Here is an 18,583-nt window from a genome sequence, read left to right as displayed (position 1 = left end):
ACCAGTTGACTTGGCCAATACCGACAGGCGGCGTCCATGGCGTATGAAGTGGCGGCACCGAAGTACGTGCGCCTCGCGCAGACGATCCAGCGCCGCATCGAGGATGGCACCTACCCGCCGGGGACCCGGGTTCCGAGTGAGAACCAGCTGGTGCAGTCGTTCGGGATGTCCCGCCCCACTGTCGTCCGGGCCCTGGAACTGCTGAAGCGGGACGGATGGCTGGAGTCCCGGCAGGGATACGGCACGATGGTCCGCGGCCGTCCGGAAGTCGTCGAGCAGAAGGACCAGCGGGGCCGTGAGGCTCTGGAGCGCGACGAGTCGCAAGCCTCCGGGCGTCTGGTTCAGGTCGAGCGCGTGCCCGTTCCGGCTCGCGTCGCGTCGGCCCTCGGACTCCCGAAGCGAGCCGAGGTTCTGATGCGCCGTTTCCTCGTGGAGGAGGGTGGCGAACCGGTCGAGCTGGTCTCCTCCTACTTCCCCGCCGGCATGGCCGAGGGCACCGACCTGGAGGTCCCCGAGCCCCTGAACGGTGGTGTGAGGGGGCACCTGGAGGCGCGGAAGAAGGTTCGCTTCGACCACGTCACGGAGCGGGTCTCCGCTCGACTGCCCGAGAGCGATGAGGCCGCCCATCTGGCGCTACCCGACGGTCTTCCCGTTCTGAGCGTGCTGGTTGTGGCGTGTGAGGCTTCAGGGCGAGCGTTGCAGGTCTCTGACGTGCTGCTTCCTGCCGATCGGCAGGAGCTTGAGGACACCTACCGCCTCAACTGACTAGGCCTACCGGGTGAGTTGGCTCCACTTCTCACTTGACAAGTCAACCTGGCATCCTTAGCTTCGAACTTGCTAAGTCAACCTGTCAGGTGGCGGGTTGATCCACTCAGAAGGAGAGATCTCTGTGCGTGTAATCCGCGTTGACGCCTCGACCGCCACGATCCTGCTCACCGAAGCGCCCTCGCCGAAGGTGCGCGACCGGCAGACCGGTGAGATCGCCAAGGACGCCGTGAGCGGTGAGGCGCTGATGACCGTCGGCGTCGTCTACATCGACGAGGGCGAGTCGTCCCTGATCCAGGTCACCGTCCCCGAGAGCGGCGTTACCGAGGGCCTGACCGTCGGGGCTCCGGTCGCGCTGCCGGGCTTGGTGGCTCGGCCGTGGCAGAGCGTCTTCAACGGCCAGCAGCGGCACGGCATCGCCTACCGGGCGACCGCCGTTGCTCCCGGTGCCTTCTCCGTCGCGCAGGCGGGCTGATAGCCGTGACGGACCTGGTGACGTTGGCCGAGCTGGGCGGGCCGCTTGCTGCGATAGGCGGAGCGGTCTATGCCCGGCACGCTCACCCGGCCGCGTACTGGCCCATCGTCGGGCTGCCGGTCTCGGCGGTCCGGCTGATGGCCTCGTACTCCTCGACCATGGACGCGTGCGGACTGACGGTCGAGCCCTCCCGGTGGCGGGCCCTGGCCGTCAAGGCAACCACCCGCCGTGAGATTCGGCCGGTACCGCCCCGCCGGGGAATCATCCGGCCGACCACGACCGGACTGCGCATCCGGCTGCGGCTCGCCCCGGGCCAGGAGCCGGCGGACGTGGTGGCCTCGGCCGAACGGCTGCGGCATGCCTGGGGCGTTCACGCCGTTCACGTGAAGGACGTCAAGCCCGGTGTCGTCGAACTGCGACTCGTCGGCTTCGACGTCCTGCGGAAGGTGCGCATGCCTCGTCGGACCGCCGGGGGGCCGCTTCGGGTGCCTGTGGCGCTACGGGAGGACGCGACCGCGTTCGTACGGGACTACCGGACCGTTCCGCATGAGCTGGTGCTCGGCGCCACGCTGTCCGGTAAGTCGATGTACTTACGGAACCTGCTCACGGGCCTCGCCGCTCAGCCGGTGGTCCTGGTCGGGATCGACTGCAAGCGCGGGGTCGAGCTGGCCCCGTTCGCCTCCCGGCTTTCCGCGCTGGCGACGGACCCGGAGCAGGCGGCCGAGCTGCTTCCGGTGCTCGTGAAGGAGATGGAGGACCGATACGACCTGATCAAGGCCCGGCAAGGGATCGCTCCGGGAACCCCGGATGAGTTGATCACTTCGGATATCTGGGGTCTGCCTGAAGACGAACGCCCGGCTCCCGTCGTGCTGTTCATCGACGAGGTGGCCGAGCTGTTCCTCGTCGCAACGAAGAAGGAAGAGGAACGGCGCGACGAGATGGTGACCCGGTTGATCCGGCTCGCTCAGCTCGGCCGGGCCGCCGGGATCTACCTGGAGGTCTGCGGGCAGCGCTTCGGCGCCGAACTGGGCAAAGGGGCGACCATGCTCCGCGCGCAGCTCACCGGCCGCGTCTGCCACCGAGTGAACGATGAAGCCTCCGCCAAGATGGCGCTCGGAGACATCGCCCCGGAAGCGGCTCTCGCCGCCTGTGCCATCGCCGCCGAGTTGCCAGGCCTGGCCGTCGTCGGCGACACCTCCGGCGGCTGGTCCCGCATCCGTACCCCGTACCTGCCCCTGGCCGATGCCGCGGCCACCTGCCGCGAGACAGCACACCTGGCCCCGGACGTACCGGCGCTCACGCCCTTCCGCCCGTACGTCCCGCCCGTGCCGGTGAAGGAATCCGGCCCGGTGACGACGCCACTTCCGGTCACCGAATAGCGCACCCAACCCCATGGCCGGCGCGGCCGATCCGCGCCAAGTCCCTACCCCCCCCCATGCCCGGAACCGGAAGGAGTCGCGCCGTGCGTGCCCTGCCCGTCCGCCTCGACGCAGTGCTCATCCAGGCGCTGATCGCCGCCGCGCTGTCCTTCGCCCATCTGCACGACCTGGCCTCGGCCGCCGGACAGCACGGATGGAAGGCGTGGGCCTATCCCGTCTCCGTCGACCTGCTGCTGGTGGCGGCCTGGCGGCGGCTCCGCTCAGGTGGGGCGAAAGCGGCCGGGTGGTGCTGGTTCTTGGTCGCGCTGACGGCCTCGCTGGGCGCCAACATCGCCACTGCCGGACTGCTCGACCTGGCTGTCGTACCGGCCTGGCTCCGCATCCTCGTCGCCGGGTGGCCAGCGGTCGCCTTCCTCGGTGGAACCCTGCTCGCCCACGGGCCAACGCCACGTGAACCAGCGGGTGAGCACCAATCGAGCCCGGAAGCGACGGCACCTGGAGCTTCCGCTACTACGCCCGAACTGCCCGCTGTGGAACCGACATCGGCTCCGCGCTCGACCACTCCCGTTCCGCCCGCTCTGGTCGCCCTCGCACGCAAGGTCGCCGACGAGCACCACCGCAGGACCGGAACGGCCATCGACACCCCGACCCTTCGCGCCCGGCTCGGCGTCCCCATGCCGCTGGCCGAGGCCATCGCCGCCCAACTCAGCTGACCTCGGAGGACCTTCCACCGTGCAACCGTCCACGCTCCGTGCGCTGAACCGCGCCGCAGAGCTGACCCGACAGAACCGCTTCACCGAAGCGGTGCTCATCGCCGAACCCGTGATTCTCGCCGCCGACAACGACGAGGGCGACGAGATCCGGCGCTGGCTGATCGACCACGTCACCGACTTCGCCGGCGAGAACCGCCACGACTCGAAGGAGATCGCCTGATGCCCGCCAACCGCCGCTTCCGCAACGTCTTACGCATCGGCCCGGTGCAGGTAGGCACCTACTACGACGGCCGGGGCCGCGAGAAACACACCGCCGCGTGCACGGCACCGCGCTGCGGCTTCTCCACCGACTACGACAGCCGCCCCGCCGCCGAACTGGCTGCCCGCACCCACCGCTGCGCGGTCCGCTGAGGAGCAGCCGTGACCGTCTCCCTCCCGCTTGTCATCGTCCTGGGCGTCATCGCCTGGGCCGCGATCAAGTTCCTCGGCATCCGCCTGTGGGTGGCCGTGGTGATCGCCCTGTTCGGCTTCTGGCTCTCGCACACCTTCCTCGCTCCCGTCATCGAGTCCGGCACCCGCGGCGGTGTCGGAGTCGTCAACGGCACCCACGACTGACAAGGAGTCCCGACGTGTTCCGTCCCAAGCTCCCCGACCCCGTGCCCCTGCCCGCCAGCGTCACCACTCACCTGGCCATCCGCCAGGACCAAGCCCCGGCCCCGTCCGCCGGCCGTCCGGTCGCCTCTTTCGTAGGGCTCGGAGTCGGCGTGGTCGGCGCTGTGGTCGTCGTCGGCGTCGTCCTCACCGCGCTCCTGGCGGCCGTCGCCGTCTCGGCTGTGTCGGTGGCCATCGCCGCCGTGGTCCTGCGCTCCCTCATCAGCAACGCGCACAAGCACTGACCGGCCGCCGGGGCGGCAACAAGCCGCCAAGCATCCCGCCGCCCCGGGGCCGTCCCTCCCAACCGTCCAAGCAGCCGAAAGGAACTGCCATCATCACCCGGCAGGCTCCGCCTCCGCTGGCGGAACTCTCCATGTTGGCCTCTCTCGGCACCCTGCCTGAGCTGGCCCGCCAACTGTCCGGCCTGGGCGGCTGCACCCGCCCCGTCCGCCTCGACGGCCACCGCACCGAGTACGCGGTGGACACCACGACCGGCGAGATCGGCCGCGTCCTGCACCACCTGGACTCGTCGGCCCTACCCGCTGGGCAACTCCTCGTCCGCTGCAACAACCGTCGCGCCACCCGGTGCGCGGCCTGCGCCGAGACCTACCGCCGCGACACCTACCACCTGATCACCGCCGGACTCCGCGGCGGCAAAGGCACGTCCGATCGGGTCGCCACACACCCACGCGTCTTCGCCACCTTCACCGCCCCGAGCTTCGGCCCGGTCCACAACCGCCCCTCCAACGGCCGGAACTGCCGCTGCGGCATCCGTCACGAGGAAGGTGACGCTCTCCTGGGCACGCCCCTCGACCTGGAGTCCTACGACTACGAAGCGGCCGTTCTGTGGAACGCACACGCAGGGGCGCTGTGGCGGCGGTTCTCGATCTACCTCCGCCGTGAGGTCGCCAAGCGAGCCGGCCTCACTCAGCGGGCCTTTCGGCACCACGCCCGGATCTCCTTCGCGAAGGTGGCCGAGTACCAGAAGCGGGGCGCCGTCCACTTCCACGCAGTGATGCGCCTCGACGGCCCGGAGGCCGGAGATTCTGCGCCTCCTGCCTGGGCCACGGCCGAGCTGCTGTCTGATGCCATCCGGGCAGCTGCCACTACGGCGTGTGTCGGCGGGCCGGTGATCGACGAGCGGGCCCATACCTTCGTCTTCGGCCGACAGCTCGACGTCCGCGCGATCCGTTCCGCTGACTTCGATGACGGCCAGGAGCTGACCGAGCGGGCTGTAGCGGCGTACATCGCCAAGTACGCCACCAAGGGAGCCGAGACAGCGACCGGCACCCTGGACCGGCCGATCAAGTTCCTCGCCGAGCTGGCGCAGGCCCGGATCAGCGAACACGCCCGGCGCATGATCCGCACCGCCTGGTCCCTGGGCGCCCGCCCCGAGCTGGCAGACCTCCGCCTGCGGGCCTGGGCCCACATGCTCGGCTTCCGCGGGCACTTCTCCACCAAGTCCCGCCGCTACTCCACCACCCTCGGCGCCCTCCGCGACGCTCGTGCCGACTGGCGCCGGGCCCAAGCTTCGCCGCCCGTCCCGCACGACGGCGAGACCACGCTCGTCCTCGCTCACTGGGCCTTCGCCGGTACCGGCCTGTCCGGCGCCGAAGCCTGGCTTGCCGCATCCCTCGAACCCGCCCCCGGAACGGAAGGAAAGCCGACATGGACGCCCGCCGCGACGAACTGATGACTGTTCGCCAAGTCTTGGACGAGCTGGGCGGCGTTTCTCGCCGGACGTTCTACCGCTGGCGTGAGCTGGGACAGGGGCCGGCCGCATTCAAGCTCCCCAACGGCGAGCTGCGAGTCTGGCGGAGCGACTTCACTTCCTGGCTGCGGCAGTTGGAGGCGGCGGCGTGAAGTCACTCGACGTGAAGGTGTGGGGCGTCCGGAAGAGGAATACCAAGAAGTCCTCCTATGACGTCCGGTGGACCGTCGCCGGAAACGTGTTCTCCGAACAGTTCCGTACCAAAGGGTTAGCAGACCACTACCGTTCCAAGCTGCTCCGCGCCACTCATGCCGGCGAAGAATTCGACGCGATCACAGGGCTGCCCGACTCGATGGCCGAGAAAGCGGCCTCGATGACCTGGTACGCCTTCGCTCTGAAGTACCTGGCCATGAAGTGGCCGCACGCGGCGCCGAACACGCGCAACGGGATCAATGAGGCCCTGACCGCTGTAACGATGGCTCTTCTCGACGATCGGCCGGGGCAGCCGCCCGAGGAACTGATCAGGAGGGCACTTCGCAACTGGGCCTTCGTCCTTCCCGGTCCGGATGAGCGTGAGTTGCCGACCGAGGTCGCGAACACCTTGCACTGGGTGGCCAAGGCTTCACGGCCTCTCTCGGATCTCGGCGATGCTGCGATCGGCAGGGCGGTGCTGGACTCGCTCAAACTGAAGCTCGATGGGACGGCGGCGGCCGCGGAGACCGTTCGGCGCAAGCGTCGGACACTCGTCAACGCGATGCACTACGCGGTAGACCTCGGGGAGTTCAAAGAGAACCCGATCACAGGCATCCGCTGGAAGAAGCCGAAGGTTGCCGGAGAAGTCGACCCCCGGGTGGTCGCCAATCCTGAGCAGGCTCGTTCCCTGCTGACTGCGGTCTCGTACGTCGGCGGGTACGGCCGCGCGCGTGGTCGCCGACTCGTCGGCCTGTTCGCCTGCATGTACTACGGTGCCCTGCGCCCGGCTGAGGCCGTCGGCCTCACCAGTGCAGACCTGAAGCTGCCCGAGGGCGGCTGGGGGACGGCACTGCTGAACCGGACGCGCCCCAGTGTCGGCAAGCAGTGGACAGACTCAGGCGAGACCCACGACGACCGAGGCCTGAAGAACCGACCGACGGAGGAGGTCCGGCTCGTACCGATCCCGCCCCAGCTCGTTGCCATCCTTCGGCAGCACCTCGAGACATTCGGCACTGCCGCGGATGGACGACTGTTCACCAACGAGCGCGGGGGAGTGGTCGGCTCGTCCACCTACTACCGCGTCTGGCAGGAGGCTCGTGCACTGGCGCTCCCGCCGGCCGCGGTCACCTCCCCGCTCGCATCCCGGCCCTACGACCTCCGGCACTCGGCGCTATCGACCTGGCTTAACTCCGGAGTCGACCCGACGGAGGTCGCCGAACGCGCTGGCAACAGCGTTGAGGTCCTGTTGAGCCGCTACGCCAAGTGCATCGACGGTCGGCAGGAGATCGCAAACCGCAAGATTGAGGAATTGTTGCGCGAGTACGAGTGAGCGCATGTGGTGTCAGGCTTAGGGCGACCGGCAGCAGGCGTGCATCGGCGGTCGGAGGGTGTCCCGAACGAAGAGCAGGCACGAGCTTCGGTGATCATGGAGTTCTCTACGCTCAGTGATCAAAGGATGACGGTCCCCGTGCGGCAGCGGGTCGCCGGCCTCACCCAGCCCTGGTACGGCGGCCCGTGGCGTACCCGTACGAACACGGCACCCGCCCCCACGCCATATGTGAGGGACGCCACACGCGAAACCCGCACAACCCCCCGCCCTTCCCGAAGGTCTGGGTCGGCGGTGAGAAGACGGTGTCTTCTCACCGCCGACCCAGACCGAAGGAAGGCATGAACCGAGCCACTCGTGCGTCCGCCCTCGCCGCGACCACCGTCCTCGCGACGACCGGAGCCCTGCTCACGTGCACGTCCGCCGCCGGTGCCGCCACGGCGCCCGTGACCTGTAAGTCGCCCGTCTTCAAACGGCAGTTCTACGCGAACACGACCTTCTCCGGTACGCCGAAGAAGACCGACTGCGATTCGAAGATTGATGAGAACTGGGGCACCGGCGCCCCCGCCGCCGGGCTGCCCAGCAACTACTTCGGCGTGCGCTGGACGGTCACCCGGGACTTCGGCTCCGGCGGCCCGTTCTCGATCCCCGTCGCGACCCGCGACGGCCTGCGCGTCTACCTCGACGGCACGCGCAAGGTCGACATCTGGAAGAACGTCTCGACGACCCAGACGAAGACCGTCAACATCACCATCCCGTCCGGGACGCACACCCTCCGCTTCGACTTCGTCAACTGGACGGGCACCGCGAACGTCAAGGCGGACTACCTGCCCCGCACGTCCGCCACCGTCGACACGGTCAAGCCCCTCGTGCCCACCGGCACCTCCCTCGCGTACGACTCCTCGTACCGGGCCAACTTCCGCTGGACGGCCAACAAGGAGATGGACCTCGCGGGCTACCGCGTGTACCGCCGGCTCCAGGGCACCTCGTACGGCACCAAACCGCTGGCCACGACGACCTCCACCTCGTACACGGACACCACGCTGCCGAAGAACGGCGCGGTCTACTCCTACGAGGTCCGCGCCTTCGACAAGGCGGGCAACGAGTCCGCGGGTACGGCGGACAAGTCCGTCACCACCGTCGACGAGAGCGCTCCTGCGGCGCCGAAGGGGGTCGAGGATGCCTGGAAGCCCGGCTACTCCGAGAAGGTCAGCCTCTCCTGGTACGGGAACACCGAGGCGGACCTCGCCGGGTACAACGTGTACCGCTCCACCACCGGCAGGCCGGTCGCGCTCACCGCGGCGAACCGGCTGAACGGCGACAAGCCGCTCACCTCCTCCTGGTACCAGGAGCCGCTGCCGCAGACCGGGGACTACTACTACTACGTCGTCACGGCGGTCGACACGCACGGCAACGAGTCGGCGGCTTCCGGCACGGCGGAGTTCTACACGTGGGACAAGACGGGCCCCGTGGACACCGCGTACAACGCGACGGCGGTCGAGGACGAGCGCGGGGTCACGCTGACGTGGGACAAGTCCGAGACCACCAGCAAGGACTTCGTCGGGTACACGGTCCTGCGCTATGACAAGCCGCCCACGGCGCCCAGGCGCACACTCGTGAGGGTCGCCGAGGGCATCCGGGGCACGTCCTTCACGGACGCGGCCCCGCCGCCGGGCGCCACGTACTACTACACGGTCGTGGCTGTGGACGGCGAGGGGAACGGGGGCACCGCCTCCGTCGAGATGCCGGTCGCGGTCGCCGGAAACAACACGCCGCCGCCCCCGGTGACGGGCATGACCGCCACCGCCCGGGAGAACGGCGTCTCGCTGAGCTGGGACGCCAGTGACGATCCCGGTCTCGACCACTACCGCATCCTGCGGGGCACCCTCGTCGACGGCGAGTGGGTCTACAAGCCGCTCATCGACGGCTGGACCCTCAAGCCCAAGGAGTTCACGGAGACCCACCACTTCGACCGTACGGCCGCCGACGGTGAGCAGCTCCGCTACAGCGTCATCGCCGTCGACCAGTACGGCAACCAGCTCACCCCCGAGACCGGGGCCCCCGTCCAGGACGTCACCGAGCTCGACCTGCGCCCCGACGCCGACGCGGGCCCCGCCGTGGGCGACACCCCGATCGGCCACATCTACGGCGACGGGGACGGCTGGGTCGCCTGGTGGCTGGGCAGCGACACGGGCGCCAACGGCAGCAGGGTGACCGGCTTCGCCGTCTACCGCTGGAACCGGTCGACCCACGTCTTCGACAAGGTTGACGTCCAGACGCGCGGTGACAGCACCCAATGGTCGTACGTGGACACCACCATGCCCAAGGGCACGACCACGTACTACCGCGTGACGGCCACCCTCGCGGACGGCACGGAGACGGCCGCCCGCGAGATGGCGTTCGCCTCGGAGAATTAGCTCCCGCCAGGGGAAGCAGTGGAGGCGCCCGGCCGGAGTTCCCGGTCGGGCGCCTCCCTGTTTTGTGCCGCTGTATGCGTCAGAGCGAGCCGCGGGCCGCTGCCTCGACGAAGTCCGAGAACGGCTTCGGCCTCACCTTGAAGGCGGCCGCGCACCACCCGCAAGCTGAAGTAACGCCTACTGCCGGACGCTCTTAGGCCCGCCCCTGGAGCTATCTGGGGGCCTTAGGCCATTGCTGCAGCTGACCAGGCGAAACACCCGGAGATCCGGCCCGGTCCTCCACGCTCCACTCGTGGGCACTGCTCGGCCGTGCCGATACTGCGCTCGGACGAGCCGGATGCCGCAGTCGAAGGTGATCGCAGGAAGTTCCGTCTGGAATTTACCGAAAAGCTATTGACTCATGACATACGGTGCGCATCCTTATGAGTAGGCCATAACACCGAAAGAGTTACAAAGTCGATCAGGACGTCTAGTCGGCCTAGTGACTTGGACAGGATGTGGTTGAGGCCCCCGGTAAGCCGGCGCGATACCGAGGCGACAGTGACGACTGAAGCTTCAGGACACGTGCAGTACTACCGGGGACTGTTTTTTGCCCTCAGAGCCTTTGCACGGCTGGGTGCCGGTGCGGAGGTTCTGGCATGCCCACTCTCAGCGGAACCGAAGAGCAGCAGGTGTAGTCCGTTCCTGCAGGCCAGACCTACGCATTGAGTATGTCGGCGCTCGTCGTGGAGGTCCTGGCCGGGACTACCCGGCACGCGGTCGCGACGTTGACGCGGCGGTGTTGCCCGGGGCTCAGATGCAGGTCTGCGGGGCCGGCCTGTTCGGCTTCGTGCGTGAGTTGGAGGTGTGTCCGGAGCGGGGTGAAGTCTTCGTCTGGGACCACGAGGCCGATAGCCGGTTCATGGTCGTCGGCGGGCTGCGCCGGTACCTGGAGCGGGCTCTGTAAGAGGGTGGGGGACTGGTACCCCAAGGCGTCAGGCCTCTGGTTCCGTGAGGGCCTTGCGCTTGCTAGAGCTGACCTGGGCCGATGCTCCAAGATCCTGTCCACGAATAGTCCACAGACGGCGTCATAGGGCCGCTCAGGGCCGCATACGGCTGCACAAACGCGAAGACCCCGGCCGCAGCGTTTGCGCTGGTGACGGGGTCTTTGGGCACCTCATGCTGGGTGCCCCCGGCAGGATTCGAACCTGCGCACACGGCTCCGGAGGCCGTTGCTCTATCCCCTGAGCTACGGGGGCGTGTTCCGCGGTGTTCGCGGTGACGGGTAGAACCCTACCAGCTCTTTCAGGGTGTTCATGAACGGTTTCTCCGGAGGGGACCCGTCGAGCGCGGGTCCCCCGCAGGGGGTGGAAGTGGGGAAAAGCCGGACGCGGTCGCGTGGGCGGACCTACTCTCGAGTTGTGCCAGGGGCGTCCGGCCGGGTCCTTGTTGTGGACGACAACAAGGTCATCCGGCAGCTGATCAGGGTCAACCTCGAGCTGGAGGGTCTCGAGGTCGTGACCGCGGCCGACGGTGCCGAGTGTCTGGACGTCGTCCATCAGGTGCGGCCCGATGTCGTCACTCTCGATGTCGTCATGCCGCGGCTCGACGGGTTGCGGACCGCCGCCCGGCTGCGTGCTGATCCCCGGACCCGTGGTCTGCCCCTCGCCATCATCAGTGCCTGTACACAGCATGAGGTCGAGAGTGGCCTTGACGTCGGTGTCGACGCGTTCCTGGCCAAGCCCTTCGAGCCGTCCGAACTCGTACAGGTCGTCATGGAGCTGATGGAGCGTCGTGGTGGGAGGGTCGATAACCACAGCGGTCACGATTGCCACGACGGTGCCAATGGCTACTTTGGGATCGATGGCCACGTCTGCATCGACTGCAACAGTGGCAGGGCCAGCAGTAACAGCAGTAACAGCAGTACGTGCAGTACCAACGACAGCTGCGACAGCAGGGCGAGTGACGGCCTGCCCGTCGGTCAGGCGGGGGCGGCGGGATCTCTGGGACAGTTGGGGTCGGCGGCCGGAAGCTGAGAGCCCCCGGAGTGAATTGCCGGGGCCCTTCGGCCGGGGGCATGGTCCGGCGGCCGCCGGCAGCCTCCGTCCACATGTCGGGACCTCCCCAAACCGGCTCGCGTGCCCACCCCCTCCCTCCCCTACCCTTGTCCCGTGACCCCCGTTGAGCTCTCCCGTACCGTGCTGGGCGCGGTGCGTCGTGCTGTGGAGGACGGGGAACTGAGTGTGGCCGTGCCTGCGCGTGCCGTGGTCACTCCGCCCGGGCCGGGCGGTCGTGGGGACTACGCCACCAACATCGCGCTTCAGCTGGCCCGGCCCGCCGGGCGGGCGGCCCTCGACGTCGCCGAGATCCTTCGGCCCCGTCTTCGGGACACCGCCGGGGTCGCCGATGTCGAGATCACCGGGCCAGGCTTCCTCAACATCCACCTCGAACGGGCCACCGCCACCGCCGCACTCGTCCGGGAGATCCTCGACCGAGGGCACGACCGAGGGCACACGCTTCCCGCCGACGTTGACGCCGACGCCGACGGCGTCAACAGCGCCCACGGCCCCAGCCTCAGCAGCGACGGCCACAGCGGGCCCAGTCACAGCAGCAACCCCCGCCACACTCCCTACGGCCACACCCCCACCCTCACCGCCCAGCTCATCCCCCTCCGCATCCCCTACGACATCCGCGCCGAGGTAGTCGCCGACACCCTCGTGCGGATCATCGCCACCCAGGGCGGTCGCGCCGAGGTTCACCACGCTCGTCCCGGTGAACCCGTCGACCTGCGGCCGGTTCCCGCTCCGGAGGATCCCGCGCCGCTCGGGCCCGATGCCGCCCGCTGGGCGCTGTTGCACCCCGCCCTGCACGACCGGCCCCGGATCACCGCCGATCATCTGCTCCAGCGGGAGAGCAATCCGCTCTTCCGTGTTCGCTATGCCCACGCCCGCGCCCGTGCCCTCGGCCGTAACGCCGGCCGGCTCGGATTCGAGGCGGTCCCCGGTGAGGTACCCGACGCGGTACCCCTGACGCGCGCCCTCGCCGGATACCCCAACGCCCTCACCCAGGCGGCGGCCCACCGCGCTCCCGATCGGCTCGCGCGGCATCTCGTCGCCGTTGCGGACGGGCTGCTCGCCTTCCAGCACACCGTGCTCCCACTCGGCGACGAGAAACCCTCGGCCGCCCACCGTGCCCGGCTCGCCCTCGCCGAAGCCGCCGGGACGGTGCTGGCCGGCGGCCTGTCCCTGCTCGGCATCAGCGCACCCGACTACCTCTGAGACCCCGAGAGAGCCCAGACCGACATGAGCCGTTCCGCACATCCCGCCGGGCCCCGCCACGCCGACGTCCTGCCCGAGGGCCACTACTACGCGCCGCCCGCCGACCTCAACGCCCTCGATCCCAAGGTGTGGGCGCAGACCGTCACCCGGGACGGCAACGGCGTCGTCACGGTCGGCGGGATCGATGTGACGACGCTTGCCGAGCAGTTCGGCACCCCCGCCTACTTCCTCGACGAGGCCGACTTCCGGGCCCGGGCGCGTGCCTGGCGCACCGCCTTCGGGCCGGACGCGGACGTGTTCTACGCCGGGAAGGCGTTCCTGTCCCGTGCCGTCGTGCGCTGGCTGCACGAGGAGGGACTCAACCTCGACGTGTGCTCCGGCGGTGAGCTCGCCACCGCGCTGGCCGGCGGTATGCCCCCCGAGCGCATCGCCTTCCACGGGAACAACAAGTCCGCCGAGGAGATCACCAAGGCCATCGAGAGCGGTGTCGGACGGATCGTCCTCGACTCCTTCCAGGAGATCGTGAGGGTCGCGCACATCGCCTCGTCCCTCGGTAAGCGGCAGCGGGTGCAGATCCGGGTGACCGTCGGTGTCGAGGCGCACACCCACGAGTTCATCGCCACCGCCCACGAGGACCAGAAGTTCGGCATCCCGCTGGCGGACGGCCAGGCCGCCGAGGCCGTGCGCCGCGCGCTCCAGCTCGACGGGCTCGAGCTCGTCGGCATCCACAGCCACATCGGATCGCAGATCTTCGACACGTCCGGGTTCGAGGTCGCCGCGCACCGGGTGGTGGGGCTGCTGAGGGACGTTCGCGACGAGCACGGCATCGAGCTGCCCGAGGTCGACCTCGGGGGCGGGCTCGGTATCGCGTACACCAGTGACGACGATCCCCGTGAGCCGCACGAGATCGCCAAGGCGCTGACCGAGATCGTCTCCCGCGAGTGCGACGCCGCCCGGCTGCGTACCCCGCGCATCTCCGTCGAGCCCGGGCGCGCGATCGTCGGGCCGACCGCCTTCACGCTCTACGAGGTCGGCACGATCAAGCCGCTCGAGGGGCTGCGTACCTACGTCTCCGTCGACGGCGGTATGTCCGACAACATCCGCACCGCGCTCTACGACGCCGAGTACAGCGTCGCCCTGGCCTCCCGCACCTCCGACGCCGAGCCGATGCTGGCCCGTGTCGTCGGCAAGCACTGCGAGAGCGGGGACATCGTGGTCAAGGACGCCTTCCTGCCCGCCGATCTGGCGCCGGGCGACCTCATCGCCGTACCGGCCACCGGCGCGTACTGCCGCTCCATGGCCAGCAACTACAACCACGCGCTCCGCCCGCCCGTCGTCGCCGTGAACGACGGACAGGCCCGGGTGATCGTCCGGCGGGAGACGGAGGAGGACCTTCTCCGGCTCGACGTCGGGTGACGGCCGATCCGGAGGAAAGGGCCGGCAACAGCCCCGGTAGCCCGGAGAGAGGGGCCGGACACAGCCCCTTAAGCCCGGAGCCCCGCAAGCCCGGGGAAAAGGGTGCCGGGCACAGCCCCGAGCCCCGGAGAGAGGGGGCCGGGCACAGCCCCGAAGGCCCGGAGAGAGGGTGCCGGACACAGCCCCGGAGAAAGGCCCGGGCAGCGCCCGAGCAAGGGGTCCGGCAGCCTCCGAACCCCGGCGGAAGATCTCCTGTCTTTCGCCGCTGACAAGATGAAATAGATGTCTCACGATCCGGACAAAGGGAAGAAAGTCCCGTCCGGTGAGTGAGACTGGTCCAACCGTAGACCGCATGAGGAAACGAGGTCGGATGATGCGTACGCGTCCGCTGAAGGTGGCGCTGCTGGGCTGTGGGGTTGTCGGCTCAGAGGTGGCGCGCATCATGACGACGCACGCCGACGACCTCGCGGCCCGGATCGGGGCCCCCGTCGAGCTGGCGGGGGTCGCGGTCAGGAGGCCCTCCAAGGTGCGTGAGGGCATTCCCGCCGATCTGATTACCACCGACGCCACCGCCCTCGTCAAACGGGGCGACCTCGACGTCGTCGTCGAGGTCATCGGGGGCATCGAGCCCGCCCGGACCCTCATCACCACCGCCTTCGAGCACGGCGCCTCGGTCGTGTCGGCGAACAAGGCGCTGCTCGCCCAGGACGGCGCCGCCCTGCACGCGGTGGCGGAGGAGAACGGCAAGGACCTCTACTACGAGGCCGCCGTCGCCGGTGCCATCCCGCTGATCCGGCCGCTGCGCGAGTCCCTCGCCGGTGACAAGGTCAACCGGGTGCTCGGGATCGTCAACGGCACCACCAACTTCATCCTCGACAAGATGGACTCCACAGGGGCCGGCTACCAGGAGGCCCTCGACGAGGCCACCGCCCTGGGGTACGCGGAGGCCGATCCCACCGCTGATGTCGAGGGGTTCGACGCGGCCGCCAAGGCCGCCATCCTCGCCGGGATCGCCTTCCACACGCGCGTGCGCCTCGACGACGTCTACCGCGAGGGCATGACCGAGGTCACCGCGGCCGACTTCGCCTCGGCGAAGGAGATGGGCTGCACCATCAAGCTGCTCGCCATCTGCGAGCGCGCCGCGGACGGGGGCTCGGTCACCGCGCGCGTGCATCCCGCCATGATTCCGCTGACCCACCCGCTCGCTTCTGTGCGCGGCGCGTACAACGCGGTGTTCGTGGAGTCCGATGCCGCGGGGCAGCTCATGTTCTACGGGCCCGGCGCGGGCGGTGCGCCGACCGCCTCCGCCGTTCTCGGTGATCTGGTCGCCGTGTGCCGCAACCGGCTCAGCGGGGCCACCGGACCCGGCGAGTCCGCCTACGCCGCCCTGCGCGTGTCGCCGATGGGCGATGTCGTCACGCGTTACCACATCAGCCTCGACGTCGCCGACAAACCGGGTGTTCTCGCCCAGGTCGCCACGGTCTTCGCCGAGCACGACGTGTCGATCGACACGGTTCGTCAGCAGGGCAAGGACGGTGAGGCATCCCTCGTCGTCGTCACCCACCGTGCGTCCGACGCCTCGCTCAGCGGGACCGTCGAGGCGCTGCGCAAGCTCGACACCGTGCGGGGTGTCGCCAGCATCATGCGGGTTGAAGGAGAGTAACCAGCAATGACCCACCAGTGGCGCGGAATCATCGAGGAGTACCGGGACCGGCTGCCGGTGTCGGACAGCACACCGGTCGTCACACTGCGCGAGGGCGGTACGCCGCTCGTGCCCGCGCAGGTGCTCTCCGAGCGCACGGGCTGCGAGGTCCACCTGAAGGTGGAGGGTGCCAACCCCACCGGGTCCTTCAAGGACCGGGGCATGACCATGGCCATCAGCAAGGCCAAGGAGGAGGGCGCCAAGGCCGTCATCTGCGCCTCCACCGGCAACACCTCCGCCTCGGCCGCCGCCTACGCCGTACGCGCCGGGATGGTGTCGGCCGTGCTCGTGCCGCAGGGCAAGATCGCGCTCGGCAAGATGGGGCAGGCCCTTGTGCACGGCGCGAAGATCCTCCAGGTCGACGGCAACTTCGACGACTGTCTCACCCTCGCGCGGGAGCTCTCCGACAACTACCCGGTGGCGCTGGTCAATTCGGTCAATCCGGTGCGTATCGAGGGTCAGAAGACGGCGGCCTTCGAGATCGTGGACATGCTCGGCGACGCCCCCGACATCCATGTGCTGCCGGTCGGCAACGCCGGCAACATCACCGCCTACTGGAAGGGCTACCGGGAGTACGCCGCCGACGGCGTCGCCGGCCGGACCCCGCGCATGTGGGGCTTCCAGGCGTCGGGCTCGGCCCCGATCGTGCGCGGCGAGGTGGTCAAGGACCCCTCGACCATCGCCACCGCGATCCGTATCGGCAACCCGGCGTCCTGGAGTCACGCCCTCGCGGCGAGGGACGAGTCGGGCGGCGCCATCGACGAGGTGACGGACCGTGAGATCCTGCGCGCCTACCGGCTGTTGGCCGCTCAGGAGGGCGTGTTCGTCGAGCCCGCGTCGGCCGCGTCCGTCGCCGGTCTGCTGAAGGCCGCGGGGCAGGGCAAGGTCGACCCCGGGCAGCGGATCGTGTGCACGGTCACCGGCAACGGGCTCAAGGACCCCGACTGGGCCGTCGCCGGCGCCCCGCAGCCGGTCACCGTCCCCGTCGACGCCGCGACGGCGGCCGAGCGGCTCGGCCTCGTGTGACGCGGCGGCCCGGGCTCGCGTAGCCCGGGCGCCGACGGGGCAGAACCTCGTAGGGGCAAACGGCAGAGGGGGCACAGGGGGCTTACGACACGCATCGTGCGCCTCCCGTGCGCCCTATGTCGCCACAGAACCTTCCTTCGATAGGCTGTACTCAACCCGCCCGCCGCATATGCCGCGGTGCCGCGCCGTCCCTGCGGCCCCCGGGTCTTCCGTACGCCTCGAACTTGAATTCGTTCGATCATTACGCAGCTCAAGGAGAGTCATCGAGCGATGGCCGGTCCAGCGTTCCGCGCCGCCGCCGTCCGGGTGCGCGTCCCCGCCACCAGTGCCAACCTCGGCCCGGGCTTCGACGCCCTCGGTCTCGCGCTGGGGCTCTACGACGACGTCGTCGTCCGGGTGGCCGACTCCGGCCTGCACATCGACATCGCGGGCGAGGGCGGCGAGACGCTCCCGCGCGACGAGAGCCACCTGCTCGTACGGTCCCTGCGCGCCGCCTTCGACGTGCTCGGCGGACAGCCCCGCGGCCTGGAGATCGTCTGCGCCAACCGCATTCCGCACGGCCGCGGCCTCGGCTCCTCCTCCGCCGCCATCTGCGCCGGCATCGTCGCCGCCCGGGCCGTGACCATAGGCGGTGACAGCCGCCTCGACGACACCGGGCTGCTGGAACTCGCCAACGAGATCGAGGGCCACCCGGACAATGTCGCGGCCTGCCTCCTCGGCGGTTTCACCCTGTCCTGGATGGACCGCGGCGCCGCCCGGGCGATCCGCATGGAGCCCGCAGATTCCATCGTTCCGGTGGTTTTCGTGCCCGGAAAGCCGGTACTGACCGAGACCGCGCGCGGACTGCTGCCGCGCTCCGTCCCGCACGTCGACGCCGCAACCAACGCGGGCCGCGCCGCCCTGCTCGTCGAGGCCCTGACCCGGCGCCCCGAGCTGCTGCTGCCGGCCACCGAGGACCGCCTCCACCAGGAGTACCGCGCCCCGGCGATGCCCGAGAGCGCCGCGCTGGTGGAGCGGCTGCGGGCCGACGGGATCCCCGCGGTGATCTCCGGCGCGGGACCCACGGTCCTGGCGCTGGCCGACGGCGCGAGCGCCGACAAGGTGGCCGATCTGGCGGGCGACGGCTGGGCCGCCAACCGGCTGGAGCTGGACGGCCAGGGAGCGAGCGTGCTGCCGCTTGCGCCCTGACACACGGTCGCCGGATTTGGAGAGGGGGAATGTTTGTTGGATCCGGTAGTGTTAATCTCAAGTCTGCACCCGACCCCGCCATGGCGAGGTGCTTCATGTCCCAGTCCGGGACAACCCCTCTTCCGGGAGCTTCCCAAGCCGCGCTGTGTTCCGTATCACGTACGTGAGCGGTATGTCGTACGCGAACACTGAGCTGTTTGCCGAGCACGCTCCGGAATCGGCGTGACCGAGCCGCGTGACACAAAACCGGGTGCCACGGCGCAGGGAAACGCCAATCACCAGAAATTTCCTCCGCCGCTTTGGCGGACCACCGCCCCGGCACGGTTCCCCCACACGGGACCGAAGCCGGACAGCACAACCG

The 18,583-nt window shown here is 69.4% G+C and carries 18 protein-coding genes, 1 tRNA gene and 1 pseudogene; 19 read left to right on the top strand and 1 reads right to left on the bottom strand.

From position 1 onward, the window contains the following. Positions 1 to 36 precede the first annotated feature (36 nt). The 13 genes from ABZ876_RS00510 (at position 37) to ABZ876_RS00450 (ending at position 10,579) form a co-directional block, all read left to right on the top strand. Positions 37 to 765 (top strand): GntR family transcriptional regulator, encoded by a 729-nt coding sequence (locus tag ABZ876_RS00510; protein ID WP_361772250.1) that lies wholly within the window; start codon positions 37 to 39, stop codon positions 763 to 765. A 124-nt stretch (positions 766 to 889) separates the two neighbouring features. Then, the gene (locus ABZ876_RS00505; protein ID WP_361772248.1) at positions 890 to 1,240 is read left to right on the top strand and encodes a hypothetical protein; all 351 of its coding nucleotides are present in this window, start codon (positions 890 to 892) and stop codon (positions 1,238 to 1,240) included. Positions 1,241 to 1,245: 5 nt separating this feature from the next. After that, positions 1,246 to 2,619 carry an FtsK/SpoIIIE domain-containing protein gene (locus tag ABZ876_RS00500; RefSeq protein ID WP_361772246.1) on the top strand — a complete coding sequence of 458 codons (1,374 nt, stop codon included), beginning with the start codon at positions 1,246 to 1,248 and terminating at the stop codon, positions 2,617 to 2,619. 83 nt (positions 2,620 to 2,702) lie between these two features. After that, positions 2,703 to 3,332, top strand: coding sequence for a DUF2637 domain-containing protein (locus ABZ876_RS00495; RefSeq protein ID WP_361772244.1), 630 nt, complete (start codon positions 2,703 to 2,705; stop codon positions 3,330 to 3,332). Between the two features lie 19 nt (positions 3,333 to 3,351). Next, entirely contained in the window at positions 3,352 to 3,552 is a 201-nt protein-coding gene (locus ABZ876_RS00490; RefSeq protein WP_361772242.1) for a hypothetical protein, read from the top strand. Beyond that, entirely contained in the window at positions 3,552 to 3,743 is a 192-nt protein-coding gene (locus tag ABZ876_RS00485) for a mobile element transfer protein (protein WP_361772240.1), read from the top strand. Before ABZ876_RS00490 ends, ABZ876_RS00485 begins: the two co-directional genes overlap by 1 nt. Before the next feature lie 9 nt (positions 3,744 to 3,752). Then, positions 3,753 to 3,947, top strand: coding sequence for a hypothetical protein (locus ABZ876_RS00480; protein WP_361772238.1), 195 nt, complete (start codon positions 3,753 to 3,755; stop codon positions 3,945 to 3,947). A 14-nt stretch (positions 3,948 to 3,961) separates the two neighbouring features. Beyond that, positions 3,962 to 4,228, top strand: coding sequence for a SpdD protein (locus ABZ876_RS00475; protein ID WP_361772236.1), 267 nt, complete (start codon positions 3,962 to 3,964; stop codon positions 4,226 to 4,228). 131 nt (positions 4,229 to 4,359) lie between these two features. After that, complete coding sequence (locus tag ABZ876_RS00470; RefSeq protein ID WP_361772234.1) at positions 4,360 to 5,679, top strand: replication initiator; 1,320 nt, start codon at positions 4,360 to 4,362, stop codon at positions 5,677 to 5,679. Next, positions 5,655 to 5,849: a helix-turn-helix domain-containing protein gene (locus ABZ876_RS00465; RefSeq protein ID WP_361772232.1), complete on the top strand. Its 195-nt coding sequence runs from the start codon at positions 5,655 to 5,657 to the stop codon at positions 5,847 to 5,849. The genes ABZ876_RS00470 and ABZ876_RS00465 overlap by 25 nt, the downstream gene beginning before the upstream one ends. Continuing rightward, positions 5,846 to 7,219: a tyrosine-type recombinase/integrase gene (locus tag ABZ876_RS00460; RefSeq protein ID WP_361772230.1), complete on the top strand. Its 1,374-nt coding sequence runs from the start codon at positions 5,846 to 5,848 to the stop codon at positions 7,217 to 7,219. Before ABZ876_RS00465 ends, ABZ876_RS00460 begins: the two co-directional genes overlap by 4 nt. Before the next feature lie 338 nt (positions 7,220 to 7,557). Then, on the top strand, positions 7,558 to 9,633 hold the full coding sequence (locus tag ABZ876_RS00455; RefSeq protein WP_361772228.1) for a PA14 domain-containing protein: 2,076 nt from the start codon (positions 7,558 to 7,560) through the stop codon (positions 9,631 to 9,633). Between the two features lie 796 nt (positions 9,634 to 10,429). Continuing rightward, on the top strand, positions 10,430 to 10,579 hold the full coding sequence (locus ABZ876_RS00450; protein ID WP_361772226.1) for a hypothetical protein: 150 nt from the start codon (positions 10,430 to 10,432) through the stop codon (positions 10,577 to 10,579). Between the two features lie 220 nt (positions 10,580 to 10,799). Here the strand turns inward: ABZ876_RS00450 and ABZ876_RS00445 are convergent. Further along, positions 10,800 to 10,871: transfer RNA gene (locus ABZ876_RS00445), tRNA-Arg, on the bottom strand. A gap of 57 nt (positions 10,872 to 10,928) precedes the next feature. Between ABZ876_RS00445 and ABZ876_RS00440 the strand changes: the two are divergent. The 6 genes and pseudogenes from ABZ876_RS00440 to thrB form a co-directional block, all read left to right on the top strand. Then, positions 10,929 to 11,405 (top strand): annotated as a pseudogene (locus tag ABZ876_RS00440) (response regulator); the annotation flags it as partial. Between the two features lie 378 nt (positions 11,406 to 11,783). Further along, positions 11,784 to 12,890 (top strand): ArgS-related anticodon-binding protein NrtL, encoded by a 1,107-nt coding sequence (gene nrtL, locus ABZ876_RS00435; RefSeq protein WP_361772224.1) that lies wholly within the window; start codon positions 11,784 to 11,786, stop codon positions 12,888 to 12,890. A gap of 24 nt (positions 12,891 to 12,914) precedes the next feature. Further along, the gene (gene lysA / locus ABZ876_RS00430; RefSeq protein WP_361772222.1) at positions 12,915 to 14,306 is read left to right on the top strand and encodes a diaminopimelate decarboxylase; all 1,392 of its coding nucleotides are present in this window, start codon (positions 12,915 to 12,917) and stop codon (positions 14,304 to 14,306) included. A gap of 370 nt (positions 14,307 to 14,676) precedes the next feature. Beyond that, on the top strand, positions 14,677 to 15,969 hold the full coding sequence (locus ABZ876_RS00425; protein ID WP_361772220.1) for a homoserine dehydrogenase: 1,293 nt from the start codon (positions 14,677 to 14,679) through the stop codon (positions 15,967 to 15,969). Positions 15,970 to 15,975: 6 nt separating this feature from the next. After that, positions 15,976 to 17,034, top strand: coding sequence for a threonine synthase (gene thrC, locus ABZ876_RS00420; RefSeq protein ID WP_361772218.1), 1,059 nt, complete (start codon positions 15,976 to 15,978; stop codon positions 17,032 to 17,034). Between the two features lie 270 nt (positions 17,035 to 17,304). Continuing rightward, positions 17,305 to 18,222: a homoserine kinase gene (gene thrB, locus ABZ876_RS00415; protein ID WP_361772216.1), complete on the top strand. Its 918-nt coding sequence runs from the start codon at positions 17,305 to 17,307 to the stop codon at positions 18,220 to 18,222. The last annotated feature ends 361 nt before the right edge of the window (positions 18,223 to 18,583 follow it).

It is taken from the genome of Streptomyces sp. NPDC046931 (assembly GCF_040644655.1).
In the GTDB taxonomy this organism is placed as follows: Bacteria; Actinomycetota; Actinomycetes; order Streptomycetales; family Streptomycetaceae; genus Streptomyces.
Note: the sequence above shows the minus strand (reverse complement) of the source record. Positions and strands in the feature narration are given on the sequence as shown.